The sequence below is a fragment of the Variovorax sp. GW458-11-26-14-LB1 genome (assembly GCF_059423965.1).
Map to the genome: position 1 here is coordinate 1 of NZ_JBWKYW010000065.1, position 20,644 is coordinate 20,644.

The following is a 20,644-nucleotide window of genomic DNA, read 5'->3' on the forward strand; positions in this document are numbered from 1 at the left end:
CCCCCGGCCGTCAAGCCGCCCGAGCCGGCGCCCGCCCCTGCGCCCGACATCGCGCTGGAGCGCGAGAAGAAGCTCAAGGAGCAGAAGGCGCAGAAGGAGCGCGAGCTCGAGCAGCAGCGCGTGCAGCAGCAAAAGAAGAAGGAGCTCGAGGCCAAGGAGCGCGCCGAGGAAGAAGCCGAGCGCAAGAAAGAGCAGCAGAAGAAACTGGCCGAGCAGAAGAAGCAGCAGGAAGCCGAGGCCAAGCAGGCCGAAGCGAAGAAGGCGGAGGCGGCCGCCAAGCAGGCCGCCGCCGACCGCGCCGCGACGCTCAAGCGCATGCAGGGCCTGGCGGGCGCCAGCGGCAGCGACGATGCCAAGGGCAACGCCCAGCGCTCGTCCGGCCCGTCCAGCGGCTATGCCGGCCGCATTGCCGCCGCCGTGCGCCCGAACATCACCTTCCCCGATGCCGACAGCGTGAACGGCAACCCCGAGGCCGAGTTCGAAGTGCGGCTGGCCCCCGACGGCACCATCGTCGGCGTCAAGCTCGCCAAGTCCAGCGGCCTTCCGGCCTGGGACGAAGCGGCCGAACGCGGTCTTCGCAAGACCGACAAGCTGCCGCGCGACACGGACGGGCGCATCTTCCCGTCGCTCATCGTCACGCTCAAGCCCAAGCGTTGACCCCCGCAATCACCCACATCGTGGGTGATTGCAAGCGACACCACCCGCTCGTTTAGGATCGTCGGCAACTCATTGTTGCTGGCGCTCCTGACATGGTCGACTCTTTCCCTGCCGTTCGCCTCCAAGACCTGACGCCGCTGCCCTACCAGCAGGCACTGGCCGCCCACCTCCAGGCGAACGAACCCGAGGCCTGGCGCTGGGCCGCTTCGGCCGAAGCGCGCGAAGAACACACGGCCGCCATGCGCGCCGAACTGCTGCGCAGCGCCTACCGCCTCGACGCCGACGCGCACCCCGACCTGCATGCCGACGCCACCCTGGCCGCGCAGCGGCTGGGCGTCACGGCGCGCATCACGCTCTACCAGGCCCCGTCCGGCGACGGCGCGGCCATGAACGCCGCGATCTACGTCGTGCCGGGTGAGGCGCACATCGTGCTCTCGGGCCCGCTGCTCGAAAAGCTGCAGCCGCCCGAGCGCCAGGCCGTGCTCGGCCACGAACTGGCGCACTACCTGCTGTGGGAGCGCGACGGCGGCAAGCACCACGTCGTCGATCGCCTGCTGCACGCCACGGCGGCCGACCCGCGCGCCGATGCGAGCCACCTGCAGGCCGCGCGGCGCCATGCGCTGTACACCGAGGCCTTTGCCGACCGCGGCGGCTGCGTGGCCTGCGGCGCGCTCGAGCCCGCCGTGAGCGCGCTCATCAAGATCGAGACCGGCCTCACGCAGGTCAACGTGGCGAGCTACCTCGCGCAGGCCGAAGAAATCTGCGCAGACCCCGGCAACAAGGCGCTGCAGACGCGCGGCGTGAGCCACCCCGAGGTGTTCGTGCGCGCCCGCGCGCTGCGCCTGTGGGCCGGCCGCGAGCACGACGCCGACGAATGGCTGGCCGCCGCGCTCGAAGGTCCGCTCGACCTGGGCACGCTCGACATGCTTGGCCAGCAGCGCGTGAGCGCACTCACGCGCGGCACCCTGGCGCAGCTGCTGCAGCGGCCCGTGCTGCAGTCGGACTCGCTGCTGGCGCATGCGCGCCGCTTCTTCCCCGACTTCGCGCCGCCCACGTCGGCGATGCCGCCGCCCGAGCCCGCGCCCGCCGGCCTGCACGACTACCTGGCCAGCGTGCTGGTCGACTTCGTCGCCGCCGATCCCGAGATGGACGACGTCACCCTCGCCGCCGCGCTGGGCCTGGCCGATGCGCTCGGCTGCGACACGCCCTTCGAACAGCGCGTGCTGAAGGACCTGGGCCTGTCCAAGCGCAACTTCACCCGCGTCAAGCGCGACGCCGCGGCCTTGCTCGACAAGGCCGCCACTTCTTCTTCGCAGGCCGCCGCCGCATGACCCTCGCTCCCGCCCCGCTCCTGCAACTGCTCGCCACCGCCGAGGCCCACGGCGGCCTGCAGACCGACGACGTGCTCAAGCTCGTGCTGCCGCTGCTGCGCGAAGTCTCGGCCCTGCACGAACTCGGCCACGTCGCCGCGCTCGGCAACGCTTTTGCCTACCGCGTGACCGACGCGCCCGCCGAACCCGCGCTGGCACTCGCGCAGCCCGAAGGCACCGCACCGCGCCGCCACCCCGAGGCCATCGCGCCGCTCGAACAACCTGCCGCCTCCGTGCTGCGCGTGGTCGGCGAAACGCGCCTGACCGTCGATGCCGACGCCGGCGTCGCGCTCGAGAACCTCGCGGTGATGCCCGAGGCCGGGCCCGACACCGTGCCCACGCGCCCCGTCTACCTGCCCGGCTACGCCGCGTGGGAACTGCGCCTGGGCCACCACGACGCGCTCGGCGACATCCTGTGCCTGGGCCAGGTGCTGGCCAGCCTGTCGTGCGGGCTCGACTTCACCGACGGCGACGACCTGACCCGCTTTGCCACGCACCGCGGCAACCTGTTCGAGCTGAACCGCCGGCTGCACCCCGTGGTGGCCGCCGTGATCTTCGAGATGACCGCGCTCGACCGCCACGAGCGCGCACGCGACTTGCCTTCGGTCATCCGCCGCCTCGAGACCTACCGCGACCAGCCCGTCGACCTCGGCCTGGACCGCATCGCACCGGCAAGGGACGGCGCAGGCCAGCGCCGCCAGGCGATCCAGCTGCACCTGCGCGACCGGCTGTTCGACCTGTCGCGGCGCAACCGCCTGCTGTACTTCAAGCCGACGCAGGCGCATGTGAACCTCACCGTCGCCAGCGTGCCGCTGGTGGTCGACCTCAACAGCATCCGCACCGACCAGCTGTGCGTGTGGGACGGCCGCTTTGCCGCCGACATCGCCAGCTGCGACCCCGTGCCGCTGGCGCGCTGGCTGCGCTTCGAAGACCAGCCCTACCTGCCCGGTGCGCTCGACCGCATCCTGCAGGAGGCGCGGCGCGACCGGGCCGAGTACGGCTTCTCGCAGCTGTCGCTGGTGATCGCCTTCCTGCGCTGGCACAACCTCAAGGAGGGCGAGGCCGAACGCGCCGAACGCATCGCCTCGCCGCTGCTGATGCTGCCGGTCGAACTCACGCGCAAGAAAGGCGTGCGCGACCAGTACCTGCTCGAAGCCTCGGCCAGCGAGGCGCAGGTGAACCCCACGCTGCGCCACCACCTGCGCCAGCTCTACGGCATCGCGCTGCCCGAGACGGTGGACCTGCGCGAGACCTCGCTCGAACAGTTCCACGCGCAGCTGTCGGCGCAGATCGCGCAGAGCGAGCCCGGCGTGCAGCTGCGCCTCGTGAAGCAGCCCGAGATCGCCGTGATGCACCAGCGCGCGCGCCAGCGGCTCGAGCAGTTCAAGCGCCGCACCCGCGTGCGCTCGCCCTCGGCGGTGCCCGTGGTCGCGCAAGATTTCAGCTACGCGCAGGACGACTTCCGCCCGCGCGGGCTGCAGCTGTTCCATGCGCGCGTGCGCCCCGTGCCGCTGCCGGTGCGCGAGGCCGTCGGCGGTGCGCCGCAGCCGCGCGCGCCGCAGATGGCCGCCACTGCGGTCGACGACACCGAGCGCAAGACCTTCGCGCTGCGCGAGAGCAGCGGCAACCCCTACCAGTGGGACATCGACCTCACGGCCGTGACGCTGGGCAACTTCAACCACCGCAAGATGTCGCTGGTGCGCGACTACTCGGGGCTGGCCGAATCCGACCTGGCGAGCGAGGCTTTCGACCGCGTGTTCTCGCTGCAGCCGCGCCGCGTCGACGGCGAGACGCCGCCCGCCCTGCCACTGGCCGACCAGTGGCCCGTGGTGCAGGCCGACGCCACGCAGACCGCCGCGGTGGCGCTGGCGCGCACCGGCACCAGCTACATCATCCAGGGCCCGCCGGGCACGGGGAAGTCGCAGACCATCACCAACCTGATCGCCGACTACGTGGGCCGCGGCCAGCGTGTGCTGTTCGTGTGCGAGAAGCGCGCCGCCATCGACGTCGTGTTCCACCGCCTGCGCCAGCAGGGGCTGGACGAGCTGTGCTGCATGATCCACGACTCGCAGGGCGACAAGAAGGCCTTCGTGCAGAACCTGCGCAAGACCTACGAGCTGTGGCTCGAAGCGCCCGGCACGCTGGCGCAGGAAAGCACCGAGCGCACGCAGGTGCTCGACGCGATGGACCTCGACCTGCGCGCGCTCGAACGCTTCGACGCCGCCATGCACGACGTGCCCGAACACATCGCGGTGACGCTGCGCGAGCTGCTCTCGCGGCTGGTGGCGCTCAAGGCCGGCGACCCGTCGCTCACGCCGCTGCAGGCCGAGGCATTGCCCGCCTTCGCGGCCTGGCGCCGGCATGCGGAGCTGGTGTCGCGCCTGCACCTGGCCGTGACCGAAAGCCTGGGCGCGCCCAGCTTCGCGCAGCATGTGTTCGCCCAGCTCGCGCCCTCGCTGCTGGCGCAGGAGAAGCCGCTGGCGCGGCTGGTCGAGCGCAGCGAACGCGCCATCGACCTGAGCGCCCCCTGCCGCGACGCGCTGGTCGATGCCTGGTCGCCGCTGGCCGAGGCCGGCGTGCTGTGGCGCGATGCGCTGGCCGTGGTGGCCGATGCGCGCAGCGTCGCCGCGCTGGCCGCGCGCGGCCAGCTGGCGCTGCTCGACGCGGCGCACCCGAGCAGCCTCGCGCTCGGCAATGCCCTGAACGAAAGACGCTCGCTGCAGCAGGCGCTCGACGCGCAGCTGCAGCGCACCGCCCACTGGCGCGACAAGCTCTCGCCCGGCGACACCGAAGCCGCGCTGGCGCAGGCCCGCGCGCAGCAGGGCTCGCTGCTGCGCTGGCTGCAGCCCTCGTGGTGGCGCCTGTCGGGCGAACTCAAGCGCCGCTACGACTTCGCCGCCCATGCCGTGCGTCCGCAGCCCAGCCAGATCCTCGAAGACCTGCGCGCCGAACAGGCCGCGCGCACCGCGCTCGACCAGCAGGCGGCGCGCCTCGAGGCCGACTACGGCTGCACCGACGCCGAGGCTTTCGCACGGCAACTGCAGGCGATGCGCGGCATCGACGCCGGCGCCGGCCTGCGTGCGACGTTCCAGGCCCACCTGCGCACCGACGCGGGCCGCCGCAGCGTCGAGCAGCTCGTCGCCACCGCACCGCGCGTCGACACGCTCGACGCCCTCTGGCGCGACCTGCTGCACGACGCCGGTGCACAACCGCTGGACGCGCTCGACGCGCTGGCCCGCACGCTGCGCGACCAGGCCGACGTGCTGCCGTCGGTGCTCCAGCCGCTGCAGGAACTGGCCGAGGCCGACCCGGCCGTGGCCGCCGCGCTGCGCACCCTGCCGCTGCCGCCCGAGGCCATCGAGTACGCCGTCGCACGCGAAGGGCTGGAGCGCGTGTACCGCACCGAGCGCTGGCTGCCGCGCTTCGACGGCGCCACGCTCGCGCGCCATGCGCAGCGCCTGGGCGAAGGCGAACGCAAGCTGCTCGAACGCAATGCGCGCACGCTCGCCGCCGCGGTGCGCCAGCGTTTCCGCGACCATGTGCAAAAGAGCGCCCTGCCCGCCAGCCAGCTCGACGCCGACGGCAAGGTCTTCAAGAAGAGCTACAACGCCGGCCGCCGCGAGCTCGAGCACGAGTTCGGCAAGACCATGCGCTACAAGGCGATCCGCGAACTGGCCAGCGGCGACACCGGCCGCGTGGTGCGCGACATGAAGCCGATCTGGCTCATGAGCCCGCTGTCGGTGTCCGACACGCTGCCGCTCGCGGCCGACCTGTTCGACGTGGTGATCTTCGACGAGGCCAGCCAGATCCCGGTCGAAGAAGCCGTGCCCGCGCTGTACCGCGCGCCGCAGATCATCGTGGTGGGCGACGAGATGCAGCTGCCGCCGACCAGCTTCTTCTCGTCGGGCCGCGACGCCGAGGAAGACACCGTGTCGGTGGCAGGCGACGATGCAGAAAGCGGCGAGGAAGGCGAACGCATCGCCGTCGTGCTCGATGCCGACAGCCTGCTGAACCAGGGCGCGCGCAACCTGCCGGCCACGCTGCTGGCCTGGCACTACCGCAGCCGCTACGAATCGCTCATCGGTTTTTCGAACGCGGCCTTCTACGCGGGCAACCTGTACACCATTCCCGACCGCAGCCTGCCCGCGCCCGAACGCGGCGAGATCGTGGTGCAGTCGCGCAGCCCGACGGACGAATCCGTGAAGGCGCAGGTCGACGCCCTGCTCTCGCGCGCCATCAGCTTTCACCGCGTGGCCGATGCGGTGTACGAGAACCGCATCAACGATGGCGAGGCACGCCATATCGCGCAGCTGGTGCGCGAACTGCTCAAACGGGAGACCGGGCGCAGCCTCGGGATCGTGGCGTTCTCGGAAGCGCAACAGGGCGAGATCGAGGAGGAGCTGAACGCGCTGGGCGCGGTCGATGCCGACTTTGCGGCGCGGCTGGAGGCCGAGTACGTGCGCGAGGAAGACGACCAGTTCTGCGGCCTCTTCATCAAGAACCTGGAGAATGTGCAGGGCGACGAGCGCGACATCATCATCCTCAGCATCTGCTACGGCCCCAACCCCGAGGGCCGCATGCTGATGAACTTCGGCCCCATCAACCAGCGCGGTGGCGAGAAGCGGCTGAACGTAATCTTCAGCCGCGCGAAGCACCACATGGCGGTGGTCTCGACCATTCGCCACGAGGCGATCACCAACGACCACAACGAAGGCGCGGCGGCGCTGAAGAACTTCCTGCGCTATGCCGAGTGCCTGTCACGCGGCGACGAGGACACGGCACGGCGCGTGCTCGAAGGCATGAACCCGCTGGCGCGTGGCCACGTGGCGCGGCAGGCGCGCACCGACGACGTCACGGCGCAGATCGCGCAGGCGCTGCGCGCACGCGGCCATGCGGTGGACGAACAGGTGGGTCAGTCGCGTTTTCGCTGCGACCTCGCGGTGCGCGCATCGGGCCAGGGCCACTATGCGCTGGGCCTCCTCGTGGACGGCGCGGCGCACGAAGGCACGCGCCACAACGTGCTGGAACGCTACGTCTCGCGTCCGCGCATCCTCGACGCGTTCGGCTGGCAGGTGATGCAGGTGCTGGCCAAGGACTGGCTGCACGCCCCCGAGGCCGTGCTCGACCAGGTCGAGCAGGCGCTCGGGAAAAAGGCGGGGGTCAGCGCAGGACGGTGATGACGCGCTTGACGTCGAGTTCGGTCTTGCCGGTGAGCCGGTCCTTGTCGAACTCGCCGCTGAGCTCGACGCGCACCTTGTCGTCGATCTTCACGCCCGGCGGGAAGTACTTGGCGTCGATCTCGACCTTCAGGCGCCCCGTGTCGTCGGCAAAGGTGTAGTGCTCGCCGCCGTCGTGCGAGACGATGAAGCCGCGCACCGTGGCGTGCTGGTCGTCCTGGCCGGTCTCGATCAGCTGCTTGACCGTCAGGTTCGGCACCGAGCTCGGGCCGGCGTACTGGGCCCAGGCCGCGGCCATGGGCAGCGCCACGCCGAACGTCAATGCGGTGGTCTTGAGGATCTTCTTGAAATGCATGCGGTCATTCCTCCTGTGAGTGGCCCAAGGCCAGGTTGCAACAGACTGATGGACCGCGCGCGGGCCCCGAGGTTCCCCGGGGCCGCGCGATCCGATCAATCGTAGATGACCTGCGCCTTGCCCGCTTCGGCCTGCGCGGTCCAGCTCGCAAGCGCCGCATCGGTCGGGAAGAACTTGGCCCGCTCGCCCAACTGCAGCTCGACCTGCGCCCCGCCCCGCGCCATCGACAGGCGCACGGGCAGGCCATGCACCAGGTCGCCGACCTCGGTCTGCTCGGTGCGCGCCGGAAAGTCTTTCAGGAGGCGCGCGATCTCTGGCACCTTGCCGTTGACCGCCACGCGCAGGAACTTGCCGAAGCGGCAGCGCGCTGAGGCCAGGTCCCACACCTGCTGCACCTGGAAGCGCGCCTCGAAGCCGCCGCGCGCGGGCTGCAGCTTGCCGCTCACGATGACGAGCTCGTCGTCCTTCAGCGTGTTGCGGTTGGCGTTGATGAGCGCCTCGTCGGCCGTGGCGTCGATGGACTCCGACTTGTCGTCCAGCTTGAAGATCGCCAGCCGGCCGCGCTGGCCGTTGATGACGCGGAAGTCGCTCACGATGCCGGCGATGACCTGCGGGTCGCGGCTGTCGAGCAGGTCGCCGATCTCGCGCTTGCAGAAGCGCCGCACCTCGTGCGAGACCTCGTCGAACAGGTGGCCCGACAGGTAGAAGCCCACGGCCGTCTTCTCGAAGGTCAGGCGCTCCTTCACGCCCCAGGGCGTGGCGTCGACCAGGTCGGGCTCCTGCGTGGCCGAGCCGTGTTCGCAGTCGCCGAAGATGTCGGCCTGCGAGGCGTTGGCCGCCGTGGCAATGGCGAACTCGAAGGCGCGGTCGACCGAGGCGATGAGCGAGGCGCGGTTCTGCTGGATGGCGTCGAACGCGCCGGCCTTGATGAGCGCCTCGACCGTGCGCTTGTTGATGCGCTGGCGGTCGATGCGCACGCAGAAGTCGTACAGGCTCTTGAACGGCCCGCCCTCTTCGCGCGCCCGCACCACGGCCTCGACCGCGAGCTGGCCCGTGCCCTTCACGGCGCCCAGGCCGTAACGGATGATCCGGTTGGTGACCGGCTCGAAACGGTAGTTGCCGCGGTTCACGTCCGGCGGCTCGAAGGTGATGTTGAAGTTCTTCTGGGCGTCTTCGAACAAGAGCTTGAGCTTGTCCGTGTCGTCCATTTCCACGGTCATGTTGGCGCAGAAGAACTCGGCCGTGTAGTGGACCTTGAGCCAGCCCGTGTGGTACGCCAGCAGCGAGTAGGCGGCGGCGTGCGACTTGTTGAAGCCGTAGCCCGCGAACTTCTCCATCAAGTCGAAGATTTCGTCGGCCTTGTCCTGCACGATGCCGTGCGTGGCCAGGGCACCCGCGCGGAACTTCTCGCGGTGCTCGGCCATTTCCTCGAGCTTCTTCTTGCCCATCGCGCGGCGCAGCAAGTCGGCGCCGCCCAGCGAGTAGCCGCCCAGGATCTGCGCGGTCTGCATCACCTGCTCCTGGTAGACCATGATCCCGTAGGTCTCGGAGAGCATCTCGGCCACGGCCGGGTGCGGGTACTCCACGTCTTCGCGGCCGTGCTTGCGCGCCACGAAGCTGGGAATCAGGTCCATCGGGCCCGGGCGATACAGCGCGTTCAACGCGATCAGGTCTTCCAGGCGCGTGGGCCGCGCGTCCTTCAGCATGCCCTGCATGCCGCGGGATTCAAACTGGAACACGGCCTCGGTCTTGCCGTCGGAGAACAGGCGGTAGGTCGGCCCATCGTTCAGCGGGATGTTCTCGAACGCGAAGTTCTCCTGGCCCTTGTGGCGCTTCATGATGAACTCGCGCGCGATCTCCAGGATCGTGAGCGTGGCCAGGCCCAAGAAGTCGAACTTCACGAGGCCGATGGCTTCGACGTCGTCCTTGTCGTACTGGCTCACGGCCGATTCGCTGCCGGGCTGCTGGTACAGCGGGCAGAAGTCGGTGAGCTTGCCCGGCGCAATGAGCACGCCCCCGGCGTGCATGCCGATGTTTCGCGTCATGCCTTCGAGCTTCTGCGCGAGCTCGACCAGCATGCGCACTTCTTCTTCCTTCTCGATGCGCTCCGCCAGCTGCGGCTCCATCTCGATGGCGTAGTTGTTCTTGTCGCCTTCGATCTTGGTCGCGGGCGGGTACTGCAGCGTGACCGACATGCCCGGCTTGTTCGGAATCAGCTTGCTGATGCCGTCGCAGAACATGTAGCTCATGTCGAGCACGCGGCCCACGTCGCGGATGGCCGCGCGCGCGGCCATGGTGCCAAAGGTGGCAATCTGGCTCACGGCGTTGCGGCCGTACTTGTCCTTCACGTAGTCGATCACGCGGTCCCGGTTGCCCTGGCAGAAGTCGATGTCGAAGTCGGGCATCGAGACGCGTTCGGGGTTCAGGAAACGTTCGAACAGCAGCTTGTATTCGAGCGGGTCGAGGTCGGTGATCTTCAGCGCGTAGGCCACGAGCGAGCCCGCGCCCGAGCCCCGGCCCGGGCCCACGGGACAGCCGTTTTCCTTGGCCCACTTGATGAAGTCGCCCACGATCAGGAAGTAGCCCGGGAAGCCCATGTTCAGGATCGTGTTGATCTCGAACTCCAGGCGCTCCACGTAGCGTGCCCGTTCGGCCTCGCGCTTGGCTTCGTCGGGGTACAGGTGCTTCAGCCGCACCTCCAGCCCGTCGAACGACTCCTGGCGGAAGAACTCGCCGATCGGCATGCGCACGCCTTCGCTGATGAAGGGCGTGGGAAAGTCCGGCAGCTGCGGTTTGCCGAGCACCAGCGTGAGGTTGCAGCGCTTGGCGATCTCGACCGTGTTGGCCAGCGCGCTGGGCACGTCGGCAAAGAGCGCCTGCATCTCGGCGCTCGACTTGAAGTACTGCTCCTCGGTGAACTTGCGCACGCGGCGCGGGTTGCCAAGAATTTCGCCTTCGGAAATGCACACGCGCGCCTCGTGCGCCTCGTAGTCCTGGCGTTCGGCGAACTGCACCGGGTGCGTGGCCACCACCGGCAGCTTCAGGCGGGCGGCGAGCTTCACGGCGGCAATCACGTGCGGCTCGTCTTCCGGACGGCCGGCGCGCTGCAGCTCGATGTAGAAGCGGTGCGGGAACATGCCCGCCAGTTGCAGCGCCAGTTCGGCAGCGCGCTCTTCCTGGCCCTGCAGCAGCGGCTGGCCCAGCGGCCCGGCCTGTGCGCCCGACAGCGCGATCAGCCCGCCCTGCAGCTCCTGCAGCCATTCGAGCTTGCAGGCCGCCTGCGACTGGCCGCGGCCCACGTTCTGCGTCCAGGCCCGGGCCAGCAGTTCCGACAGGTTGAGGTAGCCCTCCATGTTCTGCACCAGCAGAATGAGGCGGGTCAGCGCGCCGGGCTCCTTGCCCAGCCCGTCGATGAAGATTTCAGCGCCGATGACGGGCTTGACGCCCTTGCCCCGGCCCTGCTTGTAGAACTTGACCGTCCCGAACAGGTTGTTCAGGTCGGTGATGGCCAGCGCAGGCTGCTTGTCGGCAGCGGCGGCCTTGATGACTTCGTCGATTCGATTCGTGCCATCGACGACGGAAAACTCGGTGTGCAGACGCAGGTGAACAAACATCCGTCGATTGTAGGAAGCCGCCCTCCACGATGTGGTGTGGCGATCCCTACAATCCCGCCCCGTGCAAGAGATTTTGAATATCGCCGCCTACAAGTTCGTGGGCATCAACGACAGCCCCGTGCTGCGTGAGACCCTGCGCGAGCGCGCGCAGGCCCTGGGCCTGATGGGCACGATCCTGCTGGCGCCCGAAGGTATCAACCTGTTTCTGGCGGGGACGGCGCAGGCCATCCACGCCTTCCTGGCCGACCTGCGCGCCGACGCGCGCTTTGCCGACCTCGAAACCAAGGAAAGCTGGTCGGCCACGCAGCCCTTCCGGCGCATGCTGGTGAAGCTCAAGCGCGAGATCATCCGCATGGACCACCCCGCGATCCAGCCCGCCGCCGGCCGCGCGCCCGGCGTGGACGCGCCCACGCTCAAGCGCTGGCTCGACCAGGGTCACGACGACGAGGGCCGCGAGATCGTGATGCTGGACACGCGCAACGACTTCGAGGTCGACGAAGGCACCTTCGACGGCGCGGTCGACTGGCGCATCACCAAGTTCACCGAATTCCCGCCCGCGTTGAAGGCGCACCGCGCCGACTTCGAGGGCAAGACGGTGGTGAGCTTCTGCACCGGCGGCATCCGCTGCGAGAAGGCGGCCATCCTCATGCGCGAGGAAGGCGTGGAGCACGTGCTGCAGCTCGAAGGCGGCATCCTCAAGTACTTCGAGGACGTCGGCGGCGCGCACTACCACGGCGACTGCTTCGTGTTCGACGGCCGCCGGGCCCTGGCGCCCGACCTCAGCGCGCGCGCATCGGACGCCAGCGCCCGGGCCTCGGAAGACCCGGACATCGGCATCAAGCAATAAACAGAAGGCTCAGACCGGCGTCGTGCCCGTGTCGGGCTCGCGCACACCGAAGGGCTTGCCCGGCAGCGGAATGAACTCGGTCTCGCCGGGCACGTGGCCCATGCGCTGCGCGGCCCAGTCGGCGCCGGCTTCGAGGATGCGCTCGCGCCGGCTCGAGACGAAATTCCAGGTGATGTAGCGCGGGCCGTCCAGCGGCTCGCCGCCGATCACCATCAGGCGCACGGCGGCGTCGGCTGTGAACACCGCGCCCTGCCCGTCGGGCAGCACCGCCATCGTGTGGGCGGGTGCCGGCTCGCCATTCACGTTCGCATCGCCGTCGACCATGTAGACCGCCAGTTCGGGCGCCAGCGCGGGCAGCTCGAAACGCCCGCCAGCCGGCAGCGCGATGTCCAGGTAGACCGTCTGCGCCAGCGTCTTCACCGGCGAGCGCACGCCGAAGGCCTCGCCCACCAGCACGCGCACCGGCACGCCCTGCACCGTCAGCTCGGGAATGGCGTCGGCCGGCGTGTGCTCGAAGCTGGGTTCGACCTCTTCATGGGCCTGCGGCAACGCGGCCCACAGCTGCAAGCCGTGGTTCACGAAAGTGTCGGCCAAGAGACGCTCGGGCTTGCGCTCGGAGTGCACGATGCCGCGCCCCGCGGTCATCCAGTTGATGGCGCCGGGCTGGATTTCCTGCACGCTGCCGAGGCTGTCGCGGTGCATCATCGCGCCCTCGAACAGGTAGGTGACAGTCGACAGGCCGATGTGCGGATGCGGGCGCACGTCGTGCGCGTTGCCGGGCTGCTCGGTGGCCGGGCCGAAGTGGTCGAAGAACACGAAGGGCCCGACCGAGCGGCGCTGCGCCGCCGGCAGCACGCGCCGCACGTTGAAGCCACCGCCCAGGTCCTTGTCGTGGGGCCGCAGCAATTGGATTTCGGGGATCGTGTCGGTCATCGTGGTGTCCTTGTGGGCGAAGTTCGGTGAGGCGTTATGCGCGTGATCTTGCCACTGCACCCACGCGCTCGCCGAAGGCACGCGCGGTTTCCAGGTCGCCCTTGGGCATCTCGGCCGGGCTCGCGTCCGAGGGCGACTGCGTGAGCAGGCCGCCGTAGCCACCGACGTAGTTCATCGCGTCGCGCGTGGCCGCCTTGTTGTTGGTCGGCAGGATGCCCATGCTGACCCAGATGCCGCTGTGCTGCATCGCCAGCGTCCACAGGTAGGTCATGGTCGTGACCTTGTCGCCGTTCATCGTGGCGCTGTTGGTGAAGCCGGCGAAGAGCTTGTCTTTCCAGCCTTGCGTGTACCAGACCTTGGACGACGCATCGGCGAATTTCTTGAACTGCCAGCTGACGCCGCCCATGTAGGTCGGCGAGCCGAAGATGATCGCGTCGGCTGCGGCCAGCGTCTCCCAGCCATCGGCCGGCAGGTTGCCGTCGGCGTCGATGGCGAGCAGCTGCGCGCCCGCCCCGTCGGCCACGGCCTGGGCCACGCGCTGGGTATGGCCGTAGCCGGAATGGAAGACAACGACGATGTTTGCCATGAAACGGATTTCCTCAAGGAAGCGATGAAGTCAGCAGGCCGCGCCCACGAGGTGTGCGCGGCCTGAGGGGAGCGAGCTTACTTTTTATCGATGCTGAAACGGCCGGCGCCGAAGGCCGCGAAAGCCAGCAGGCCGCCTGCGATCGCGATGTTCTTGAAGAACATCAGCTGGTTCACGAAGGCCTTGTCGGCGGGCATGGCCCAGTAGTTGTGGAACATCACGGCCGCGGCCACGGTGAAGATCGCCAGCACGATCGCCGACACGCGCGTCTTGAAGCCGACCAGCAGCAGCAGGCCGAGCCCCAGCTCCACGACGATCGCGATGACCGCCGCGACCTGCGGCAGCGGTGCGCCCACCGAGGAGATGTACCCCACGGTGCCGGCAAAGCCCATAAGCTTGCCGAAGCCTGCGGGCACGAACAGCGCAGCGAGCAGTACGCGGCCGATGAGTGCCAGGGTGTCCTGGGCAGCGTTGGGGGCGGTGGTTGTGGTGGTAATGGCCATGGTGAAACTCCTCGTTGGTTGTTGAAGCGAAAGGAACAAAGAAAAGGACGCCGTCTCAGGCCGTCAGGTCAAACACCAGCACTTCGGCATCCTTGCCGGCGCCGAGCGTGAGTTGCGATTCGCCTTCGAGCATCGCGGCGTCGCCGCCCACGAGCTTCTGGCCGTTGACTTCGAGCTCGCCGCGCACCAGGTGCACGTAGCTCTTGCGCTGCGGGTCGAGCGCCAGGCTGGCGGTTTCGCTGCCGTCGAACAGGCCGGCGAACAGGCGCGCGTCGGCGTTCACCGTCACCGAGCCGTCGCGGCCGTCGGGCGAGGCCACCAGGCGCAGGGTGCCGCGCTTTTCGGCGTCGCTGAACTGCTTCTGCTCGTAGCCGGGGGTGATGCCGCGTTCCTTGGGCTCGATCCAGATCTGCAGGAAGTGCGTGGTCTGGTCGGCCTTGTGGTTGAACTCGCTGTGCATCACGCCACGGCCGGCGCTCATGCGCTGCACGTCGCCCGGCGGAATGGATTCGATGTTGCCCATGCTGTCCTTGTGCGCGAGTTCGCCCGAGAGCACGTAGCTGATGATCTCCATGTCCCGGTGGCCGTGGGTGCCGAAGCCGGCGCCCGCCGCCACGCGGTCTTCGTTGATCACCCGCAGGTTGCCGAAGCCCATGTAGGCCGGATCGTAGTACCCCGCGAAGGAAAAGCTGTGGAACGAGCGCAGCCAGCCATGGTCGGCATAACCGCGTTCCTGGGATTTACGCACTTGCAACATATCGAACTCCTTGCTGCCCCACCCGGTTCGGGCGCCGGGGCTTTCGTCGTGGGCCGCGCCGGATGCGCAGCGGATGAGAAGAATTCTGGACCTCCATCCCCCTCTGAAAGACGCCCGGTTTTGATGGCATCATTCAAATTATTTGAATGATGGAGCCCGCCCATGACGAGCGCCCGAGACGTCCTCACCCCCGACGCCCTGGCCATGCTGCAGACGGTGGCCACCACCGGCAGCTTCGCCGCCGCCGCGCGCGCGCTCGGCCTGGTGCCCAGTGCGCTGAGCTACCGCGTGCGCCAGATCGAGGACGCGCTCGACGTGCTGTTGTTCGACCGCAGCGCGCGCCAGGCCCGCATCACCGAGGCCGGCGCCGAATTGCTGCGCGAGGCCGCACGCCTGCTCGGCGAGATCGACGCCGTGGCCAACCGCGTGAAGCGCGTGGCCACCGGCTGGGAGCCGATGCTGACCATCGCGGTCGACAGCGTGATCGCACGCGACCCGCTGCTCGACCTGTGCACCGCCTTCTTCGCGCTCGAGCCGCCCACGCGCCTGAAGCTGCGCGACGAAACCCTGCTGGGCACCATCGAGGCGCTGACCAGCGGCGAGGCCGACCTGGCGATCGGCGCAGTGCTCGATGCCGCGAGCCTGGCCTTCACCGCCACCGGCATCCGCAGCCGGCCGATCGGCGAACTGCGCTTCGTGTTCGCGGTGGCGCCGCACCATCCTCTCGCGCGCCTGCCGCAGCCGCTGAGCGACGCGGTGCTGCGCCAGCACCGCGCGGTGGCCGCGGCCGACTCGGTGCGCAGCGGGCCGAGCATGACCGTGAACCTCGTCGGCGGGCAGGACGTGCTCACCGTGCCCAGCATGCAGGCCAAGATCGCCGCGCAGTTGCACGGCCTGGGCGGCGGCTTTTTGCCCGAGCCGATGGCGCGGCCGTACATCGAGGCCGGTCACCTTGTCGAGCTGCAGACCGAACGCCAGCCGCCGCTGGGCACCATGCACTGTGCGTGGCGCGTGCGCAGCGCGGGCAAGCCGGGGCGCGCGCTCGAATGGTGGCTCGCGCAGTTCGAGCACGAGGGCACGCGCAAGGCGCTGCTTGAACGGCACCGGGGCCGTTGAACGCCACGCGATGACGGCGTCATAAGGGTCGCCCCCAGCCCGGCGACGCGCGCAGACCGAGGTAGAGTGTGCACGGCCTCCTCAGTCATCACCCTGTCAAAAGAAAAGAGTCCGCCATGCCCAAAGCCAAAGCCCGCGCCACCGCCGACCGCCACCGAACTCCCGCCGCCGCCCGCCATTTCGCCGTGATCGGCGCCGGCATTGCCGGCGTGGCCTGTGCCCGCACGCTGATGCAGGCCGGGCACCGTGTCACGGTGTTCGAACGCGAGGCCACGCCGGGCGGGCGGATGGCGAGCATCGACACCGCCTTCGGCCGCTTCGACAGCGGCGCGCAGTACTTCACCGTGCGCGATCCGCGCTTTGCCCAGGTGCTGGCCACCACGCCCGCGCTGTGCCGCCCCTGGAGCGCCAACCTCGTGCGCGTGCTCGACGCCCACGGCCGCGTGGCCGAGGCGGCGCTGCCCTCGCTGGAGCCGCACTGGGTCGCCCAGCCCGGCATGGACGCGCTCGTGGCCCACTGGGCCGCACCGCTCGGCGAGCATCTCGTCACCAACACCCAGGTCACCCGCATCGAGCCCGACGCGCTCGACGCCACCCGCTGGCAGTTGCGCACCGCCGGCGCCGACGATTCGCAGCATGTCTACTCCGGCTTCGACGCCGTGCTGCTGGCCGTGCCGCCCGCACGCACCCGCGAACTGCTCGCCGGCGGCGACCGCTCGGCCACGCTGAGCCGCAAGATCGAACCCGTGCGCATCGCGCCCTGCTGGACGCTGATGATCGCCTTCCCCCAGGCCAACCAGGCCAACATGTCGCACCTCGGCCCGCAGTGGAACGTGGCGCGCAGCACCCACCACCGCGTGGCGTGGCTGGCGCGCGAATCGTCCAAGCCCGGCCGCGAGCGCGTCGAGCGCTGGACCCTGCAGGCCAGCGCCACATGGTCGGAAGAACACCTGCGCGACACGCCCGCCCGCATCGAGGCCAAGCTGCTGCGCGCCTTCTCGGAAATCACCGGCATCCACGCCACGCCCAGCCACGCCAAGGCGCGCTGCTGGCCCGAAGCGCAGACGCAGGTGCCCGTGGGCCAGACCCACCTGTGGGACGCCAAGGCGCGCATCGGCATCGCCGGTGACTGGTGCATCGGCCACCGCGTGGAAGATGGTTTCGTTTCGGGCCTCTCGCTGGCCTTGGCCGTTCTCTAAGTCCTCCAAGAAAGGATGCGGGCCACCGGCCGCTTCGCCCCCTCGCCCACCGGCCCGCTGCACGCCGGCTCGCTGGTGGCCGCGCTCGCGAGCTGGCTCGACGTGCGTGCGCGCGGCGACAGTGCGCGCTGGCTGGTCCGCATCGAGGACGCCGACACCGAGCGCTGCCTGCCCGGCATGGGCAAACACATCCTGCGCCAGCTCGCCGACTGCGCGCTGCTCCCCGACGAACCGCCCGAGTGGCAGACGCAGCGCACCGCGCGCTACGAGGCGGCGCTGGCCGCGCTGCAGGCGCGCGGCCTCACCTATCCCTGCGGCTGCTCGCGCAAGGACATCGACCTCGCCCTCGCCCGGCTCGGCCATGCGCACGAGCGCCACGGCGAACGCGTCTACCCCGGCACCTGCCGCGAGGGCCTGCACGGCAAGCCCGCGCGCGCCTGGCGCTTTGCCGCGCACCGCATGCCGGCCGGCGACCTGCACTGGCACGACCGCCGCCTCGGCCCGCAGCAGCAGGACGTGCAGCGCGAGGTCGGCGACTTCGTGCTGCGCCGCGCCGACGGCCCCTGGGCCTACCAGCTGGCCGTGGTGGTCGACGACGCCGAACAGGGCGTGACCGACGTGGTGCGCGGCGAAGACCTGGCCGACAACACGGCGCGCCAGATCCTGCTGCAGCAGGCGCTCGGCCTGCCCACGCCGAGCTACCTGCACACGCCGCTGGTGCGCGGCGCCGACGGCGACAAGCTCTCCAAGCAGAACGGCGCCACGGCCATCGACACCGCCACACCGCAGGCCGCGCTGGCCGCGCTCGATGCCGCCGCGCGCGCGCTCGGCCTGCGCCCCACGGCCGCCGGCCATTGCACCGCCGCCCTGGCCGGCTGGGTGCCCGAATGGCGCGATCTCTACAATTCGCGGCCCTCATGAACATTCCCGACACCGTGTCCAACGACCTCCCGCCCGGCGACGACCTGCCAGCATCCCCCGAAGACGACGCCACCGACGGCAAGCCGCACCCGCTGCACCGCCGCCTCAAGAGCTTCGTGAAGCGCGCCGGCCGCACCACCGACGGCCAGGCCCGCGCCTTCGCCGAGCTGGGCCCGCTGTTCCTCGTGCCCTACACGCCCGAGCGGCTCGACCTCACGGCGGCCTTCGGCGGCCGCGTGGGCCCGACGGTGCTGGAGATCGGCTTCGGCATGGGCGAGGCCACGGCGCACATCGCCACGGTGCTGCCCGAGACCAACTTCCTGTGCTGCGAGGTGCACGAGCCCGGCGTGGGCGCGCTGCTCAAGCGCATCGGCGAGCAGTCGATCTCGAACATCCGCATCTGCGCGCACGACGCGGTCGACGTGATCGACCACATGCTGCAGCCCGGCACGCTGGCCGGCGTGCATGTGTTCTTTCCCGATCCGTGGCACAAGAAGCGCCACAACAAGCGCCGCCTGATCCAGCCCGAGTTCGTGACCAAGCTGGCGCAGCACCTGCGCCCCGGCGGCTACATCCACTGCGCCACCGACTGGCAGCCCTACGCCGAGCAGATGCTCGAGGTGCTGGGCGCCGAGCCGCTGCTGCGCAACACCGCGCCGGACACCGGCTACGCGCCCAAGCCGGCGTACCGCCCGCTCACCAAGTTCGAGAACCGCGGCCTCAAGCTGGGCCACGGCGTGTGGGACCTGGTGTTCGAAAAACGCGCCTGAGCGCGCGTCACCTTCCCCCGCTCACTCGACGAGCTTGAAGCGGAACGGCAGTCGCATGCGGGCGCGCACTGCACGCCCGTCCGCTGTGCGCGCCGGGTCGAAGTGCCATCCCTTGAGCGAATCGGTCGCCGCCTGCGACAGCAGCGGGTGCGGCGAGCGTTCGACGCGGATGTCTTCGGGCTTGCCGTCCACGTCGACGAAGAAGGCCGTGACCACCAGGCCCTCGATGCCCTCTTCCACCAGCGCGGACGGGTAGCTGGGATAGCGGCGCTGGCGGATCACCGGCTCCGTCACGACAGCGTCCGCCGCGGCCCGCGGATCGGCGCGCGGCGCCGCCATGAGGGTCGGCCCCGACGGCAATGCCATCGGCGGCCCCGCCAGTGGCAGCGGTGGCGGCTCGATCGTCGATGGCGGCGGCAGGGGCGGCGGTTCGATCATCGGTTGCGGCGGCTGCGGCGCCGCCACGGGCACGAAGACCTCCGGCGCGGGCAGCGCCTTTTCCACCACCTTCGATGGGGGCGGCAAGACGCAACCGGCGAGCGCCGCGCACATCCATCCCAGAACCCAGGACACAGTTGTTTTCATCAGGGCAATTCTGGAGCACCCGCGCCTTCCGCCCTGGCCTCGAAATTGCTACACTTTTTTACTATTGTTAGCAAAAGGTAGCCAATGAACGCGTCTCGCAGGACATGGCTGGGAAAAGCCTCCGCAATGCTGCTTCTGGGAAGCGGCCTCGGCATCACCCGTCCCTTGCTGGCACAGACGCCACGCCCGGCCGCCGCCGGGGCCCGCGTCGTCCTGCTCGGCCAGTCGGTGCCGCTCACCGGCAGCGCCAACGAGATCGGCAACGCCTTCGCGGCCGGCAGCCGGCTCGCCGTGAGCGACTTCAACACGCGCAACGCCGCCACCGGCCTGCAGCTGAAGCTACTGCAGCTCGACGACGGCTACGACGCCGCACGCGCCACCACCAACGCCCGCACCCTGCTGGGCGCGAACAAGGCCGACATGCTGTTCGGCTTTGTCGGCACCGCCAGCAGCGAGGCCGGCGCCAAGGTCGCCACGCAGCAGGGCAGCCTGCTGTTCGCGCCCTTCGCCGCCTCCGACACGCTGCGCGGCCCCGAGCATCCGAACGTGTTCCATGTGCGCCCCGGCATGATCGACGAGGCCCTCAAGATCGTGCGCCAATGCGCCACCGTGGGGCAGCAACGCATCGCGCTGGTGGGCGACGACGACGCCATGGGCCGCGCCGGCCTGGCCGCCGTGCAGCAGGCCGTCACCGAACTCAAGCTGCCGCCGCTGGTCGCCAGCGCGCTGGTGCCTGCCGGCGCCGACAAGCTCGACGCCGCGCTGAAGACCGTGCAGCAGCAGACGCCCCAGGCCATCGTGCTGGTGTCGCTCTCGGGCACCACGGCCAGCGCCATCCGCAAGCTGCGCAAGAGCGGCTACACGGGCAACTTCATGGCCTTCTCGATCGTCGGCATCGACCCGCTCTACGCCGAGCTGGGCAAGGACATCGGCGGCATCGTGATCTCGCAGGTGGTGCCCTCGCCGCGCCCCTCGGCCATTCCGATCGTCAAGGAGTACCTCGCGGCGGTCGACAACTCCGACCAGACCGCGTCGTACGAAGGGCTCGAGGGCTTCATCGCCGCCAAGGCCGCGGGCGAGGCGGTACGGCGCGCGGGCCGCGGCTTCAACACCGCGACCCTGCAGCGCACGATGACGGCGATGACCGACTACGACGTGGGCGGCTTCCGCATCAACCTGCGCCCCGGCCTGCGCGACAACGTGCGCAGCATCGATCTCATCAGCATCTCCGCCGACGGTCGCGTGCTCCGCTGA

16 protein-coding genes are annotated in these 20,644 nt (G+C 69.7%); 9 read left to right on the forward strand and 7 right to left on the reverse strand.

Features of this window, described 5'->3' with window-relative positions; genetic code table 11:
- The 3 genes from tolA to AC07YS_RS28785 all read left to right on the forward strand — a co-directional run.
- Nucleotides 1–657: cell envelope integrity protein TolA (tolA, locus tag AC07YS_RS28775; RefSeq protein WP_495275748.1), on the forward strand; the 657-nt coding region annotated here is incomplete at its 5' end.
- A gap of 92 nt (nucleotides 658–749) precedes the next feature.
- The gene (locus AC07YS_RS28780) at nucleotides 750–1,988 is read left to right on the forward strand and encodes a M48 family metalloprotease (protein ID WP_495269745.1); all 1,239 of its coding nucleotides are present in this window, start codon (nucleotides 750–752) and stop codon (nucleotides 1,986–1,988) included.
- Nucleotides 1,985–7,204, forward strand: a complete 5,220-nt coding sequence (locus tag AC07YS_RS28785) for a PDDEXK-like endonuclease domain-containing protein (protein ID WP_495269746.1) — start codon at nucleotides 1,985–1,987, stop codon at nucleotides 7,202–7,204. Before AC07YS_RS28780 ends, AC07YS_RS28785 begins: the two co-directional genes overlap by 4 nt.
- On the opposite strand, the gene AC07YS_RS28790 is transcribed toward AC07YS_RS28785, so the two are convergent.
- A complete protein-coding gene (locus tag AC07YS_RS28790) occupies nucleotides 7,188–7,559 on the reverse strand; it encodes a YgiW/YdeI family stress tolerance OB fold protein (RefSeq protein WP_083259096.1) in 372 nt (123 codons plus the stop codon). The two genes, AC07YS_RS28785 and AC07YS_RS28790, sit on opposite strands and share 17 nt — an antisense overlap.
- A 95-nt stretch (nucleotides 7,560–7,654) precedes the next feature.
- Nucleotides 7,655–11,173, reverse strand: coding sequence for a DNA polymerase III subunit alpha (gene dnaE, locus AC07YS_RS28795; RefSeq protein WP_495269747.1), 3,519 nt, complete (start codon nucleotides 11,171–11,173; stop codon nucleotides 7,655–7,657).
- 61 nt (nucleotides 11,174–11,234) lie between these two features.
- On the opposite strand from dnaE, the gene AC07YS_RS28800 reads away from it, so the two are divergent.
- The gene (locus AC07YS_RS28800) at nucleotides 11,235–12,020 is read left to right on the forward strand and encodes a sulfurtransferase (protein WP_495269748.1); all 786 of its coding nucleotides are present in this window, start codon (nucleotides 11,235–11,237) and stop codon (nucleotides 12,018–12,020) included.
- Between the two features lie 9 nt (nucleotides 12,021–12,029).
- Here the strand turns inward: AC07YS_RS28800 and AC07YS_RS28805 are convergent, their stop codons facing one another.
- The 4 genes from AC07YS_RS28805 to AC07YS_RS28820 all read right to left on the reverse strand — a co-directional run bounded on the left by AC07YS_RS28805 (nucleotide 12,030) and on the right by AC07YS_RS28820 (nucleotide 14,799).
- A complete protein-coding gene (locus AC07YS_RS28805) occupies nucleotides 12,030–12,953 on the reverse strand; it encodes a pirin family protein (protein WP_159277194.1) in 924 nt (307 codons plus the stop codon).
- A gap of 34 nt (nucleotides 12,954–12,987) precedes the next feature.
- A complete protein-coding gene (locus AC07YS_RS28810) occupies nucleotides 12,988–13,539 on the reverse strand; it encodes a flavodoxin family protein (RefSeq protein WP_095947847.1) in 552 nt (183 codons plus the stop codon).
- A 77-nt stretch (nucleotides 13,540–13,616) separates the two neighbouring features.
- A complete protein-coding gene (locus tag AC07YS_RS28815) occupies nucleotides 13,617–14,042 on the reverse strand; it encodes a DoxX family protein (RefSeq protein WP_174254368.1) in 426 nt (141 codons plus the stop codon).
- Nucleotides 14,043–14,097: 55 nt separating this feature from the next.
- Nucleotides 14,098–14,799: a pirin family protein gene (locus AC07YS_RS28820; protein WP_492685477.1), complete on the reverse strand. Its 702-nt coding sequence runs from the start codon at nucleotides 14,797–14,799 to the stop codon at nucleotides 14,098–14,100.
- A gap of 162 nt (nucleotides 14,800–14,961) precedes the next feature.
- Between AC07YS_RS28820 and AC07YS_RS28825 the strand changes: the two genes are divergently transcribed.
- The 4 genes from AC07YS_RS28825 to trmB all read left to right on the forward strand — a co-directional run bounded on the left by AC07YS_RS28825 (nucleotide 14,962) and on the right by trmB (nucleotide 18,805).
- Nucleotides 14,962–15,915 (forward strand): LysR family transcriptional regulator, encoded by a 954-nt coding sequence (locus AC07YS_RS28825; protein WP_095947849.1) that lies wholly within the window; start codon nucleotides 14,962–14,964, stop codon nucleotides 15,913–15,915.
- A gap of 116 nt (nucleotides 15,916–16,031) precedes the next feature.
- Nucleotides 16,032–17,114 (forward strand): NAD(P)/FAD-dependent oxidoreductase, encoded by a 1,083-nt coding sequence (locus AC07YS_RS28830; RefSeq protein WP_495269749.1) that lies wholly within the window; start codon nucleotides 16,032–16,034, stop codon nucleotides 17,112–17,114.
- Nucleotides 17,115–17,129: 15 nt separating this feature from the next.
- The gene (gene gluQRS / locus AC07YS_RS28835; protein WP_495269750.1) at nucleotides 17,130–18,035 is read left to right on the forward strand and encodes a tRNA glutamyl-Q(34) synthetase GluQRS; all 906 of its coding nucleotides are present in this window, start codon (nucleotides 17,130–17,132) and stop codon (nucleotides 18,033–18,035) included.
- A complete protein-coding gene (gene trmB, locus AC07YS_RS28840; RefSeq protein WP_062478378.1) occupies nucleotides 18,032–18,805 on the forward strand; it encodes a tRNA (guanosine(46)-N7)-methyltransferase TrmB in 774 nt (257 codons plus the stop codon). The genes gluQRS and trmB overlap by 4 nt, the downstream gene beginning before the upstream one ends.
- 21 nt (nucleotides 18,806–18,826) lie before the next feature.
- On the opposite strand, the gene AC07YS_RS28845 is transcribed toward trmB, so the two are convergent.
- Nucleotides 18,827–19,330: an energy transducer TonB gene (locus AC07YS_RS28845; protein WP_495269751.1), complete on the reverse strand. Its 504-nt coding sequence runs from the start codon at nucleotides 19,328–19,330 to the stop codon at nucleotides 18,827–18,829.
- A gap of 144 nt (nucleotides 19,331–19,474) precedes the next feature.
- Between AC07YS_RS28845 and AC07YS_RS28850 the strand changes: the two genes are divergently transcribed.
- Complete coding sequence (locus AC07YS_RS28850) at nucleotides 19,475–20,644, forward strand: ABC transporter substrate-binding protein (RefSeq protein ID WP_095947853.1); 1,170 nt, start codon at nucleotides 19,475–19,477, stop codon at nucleotides 20,642–20,644.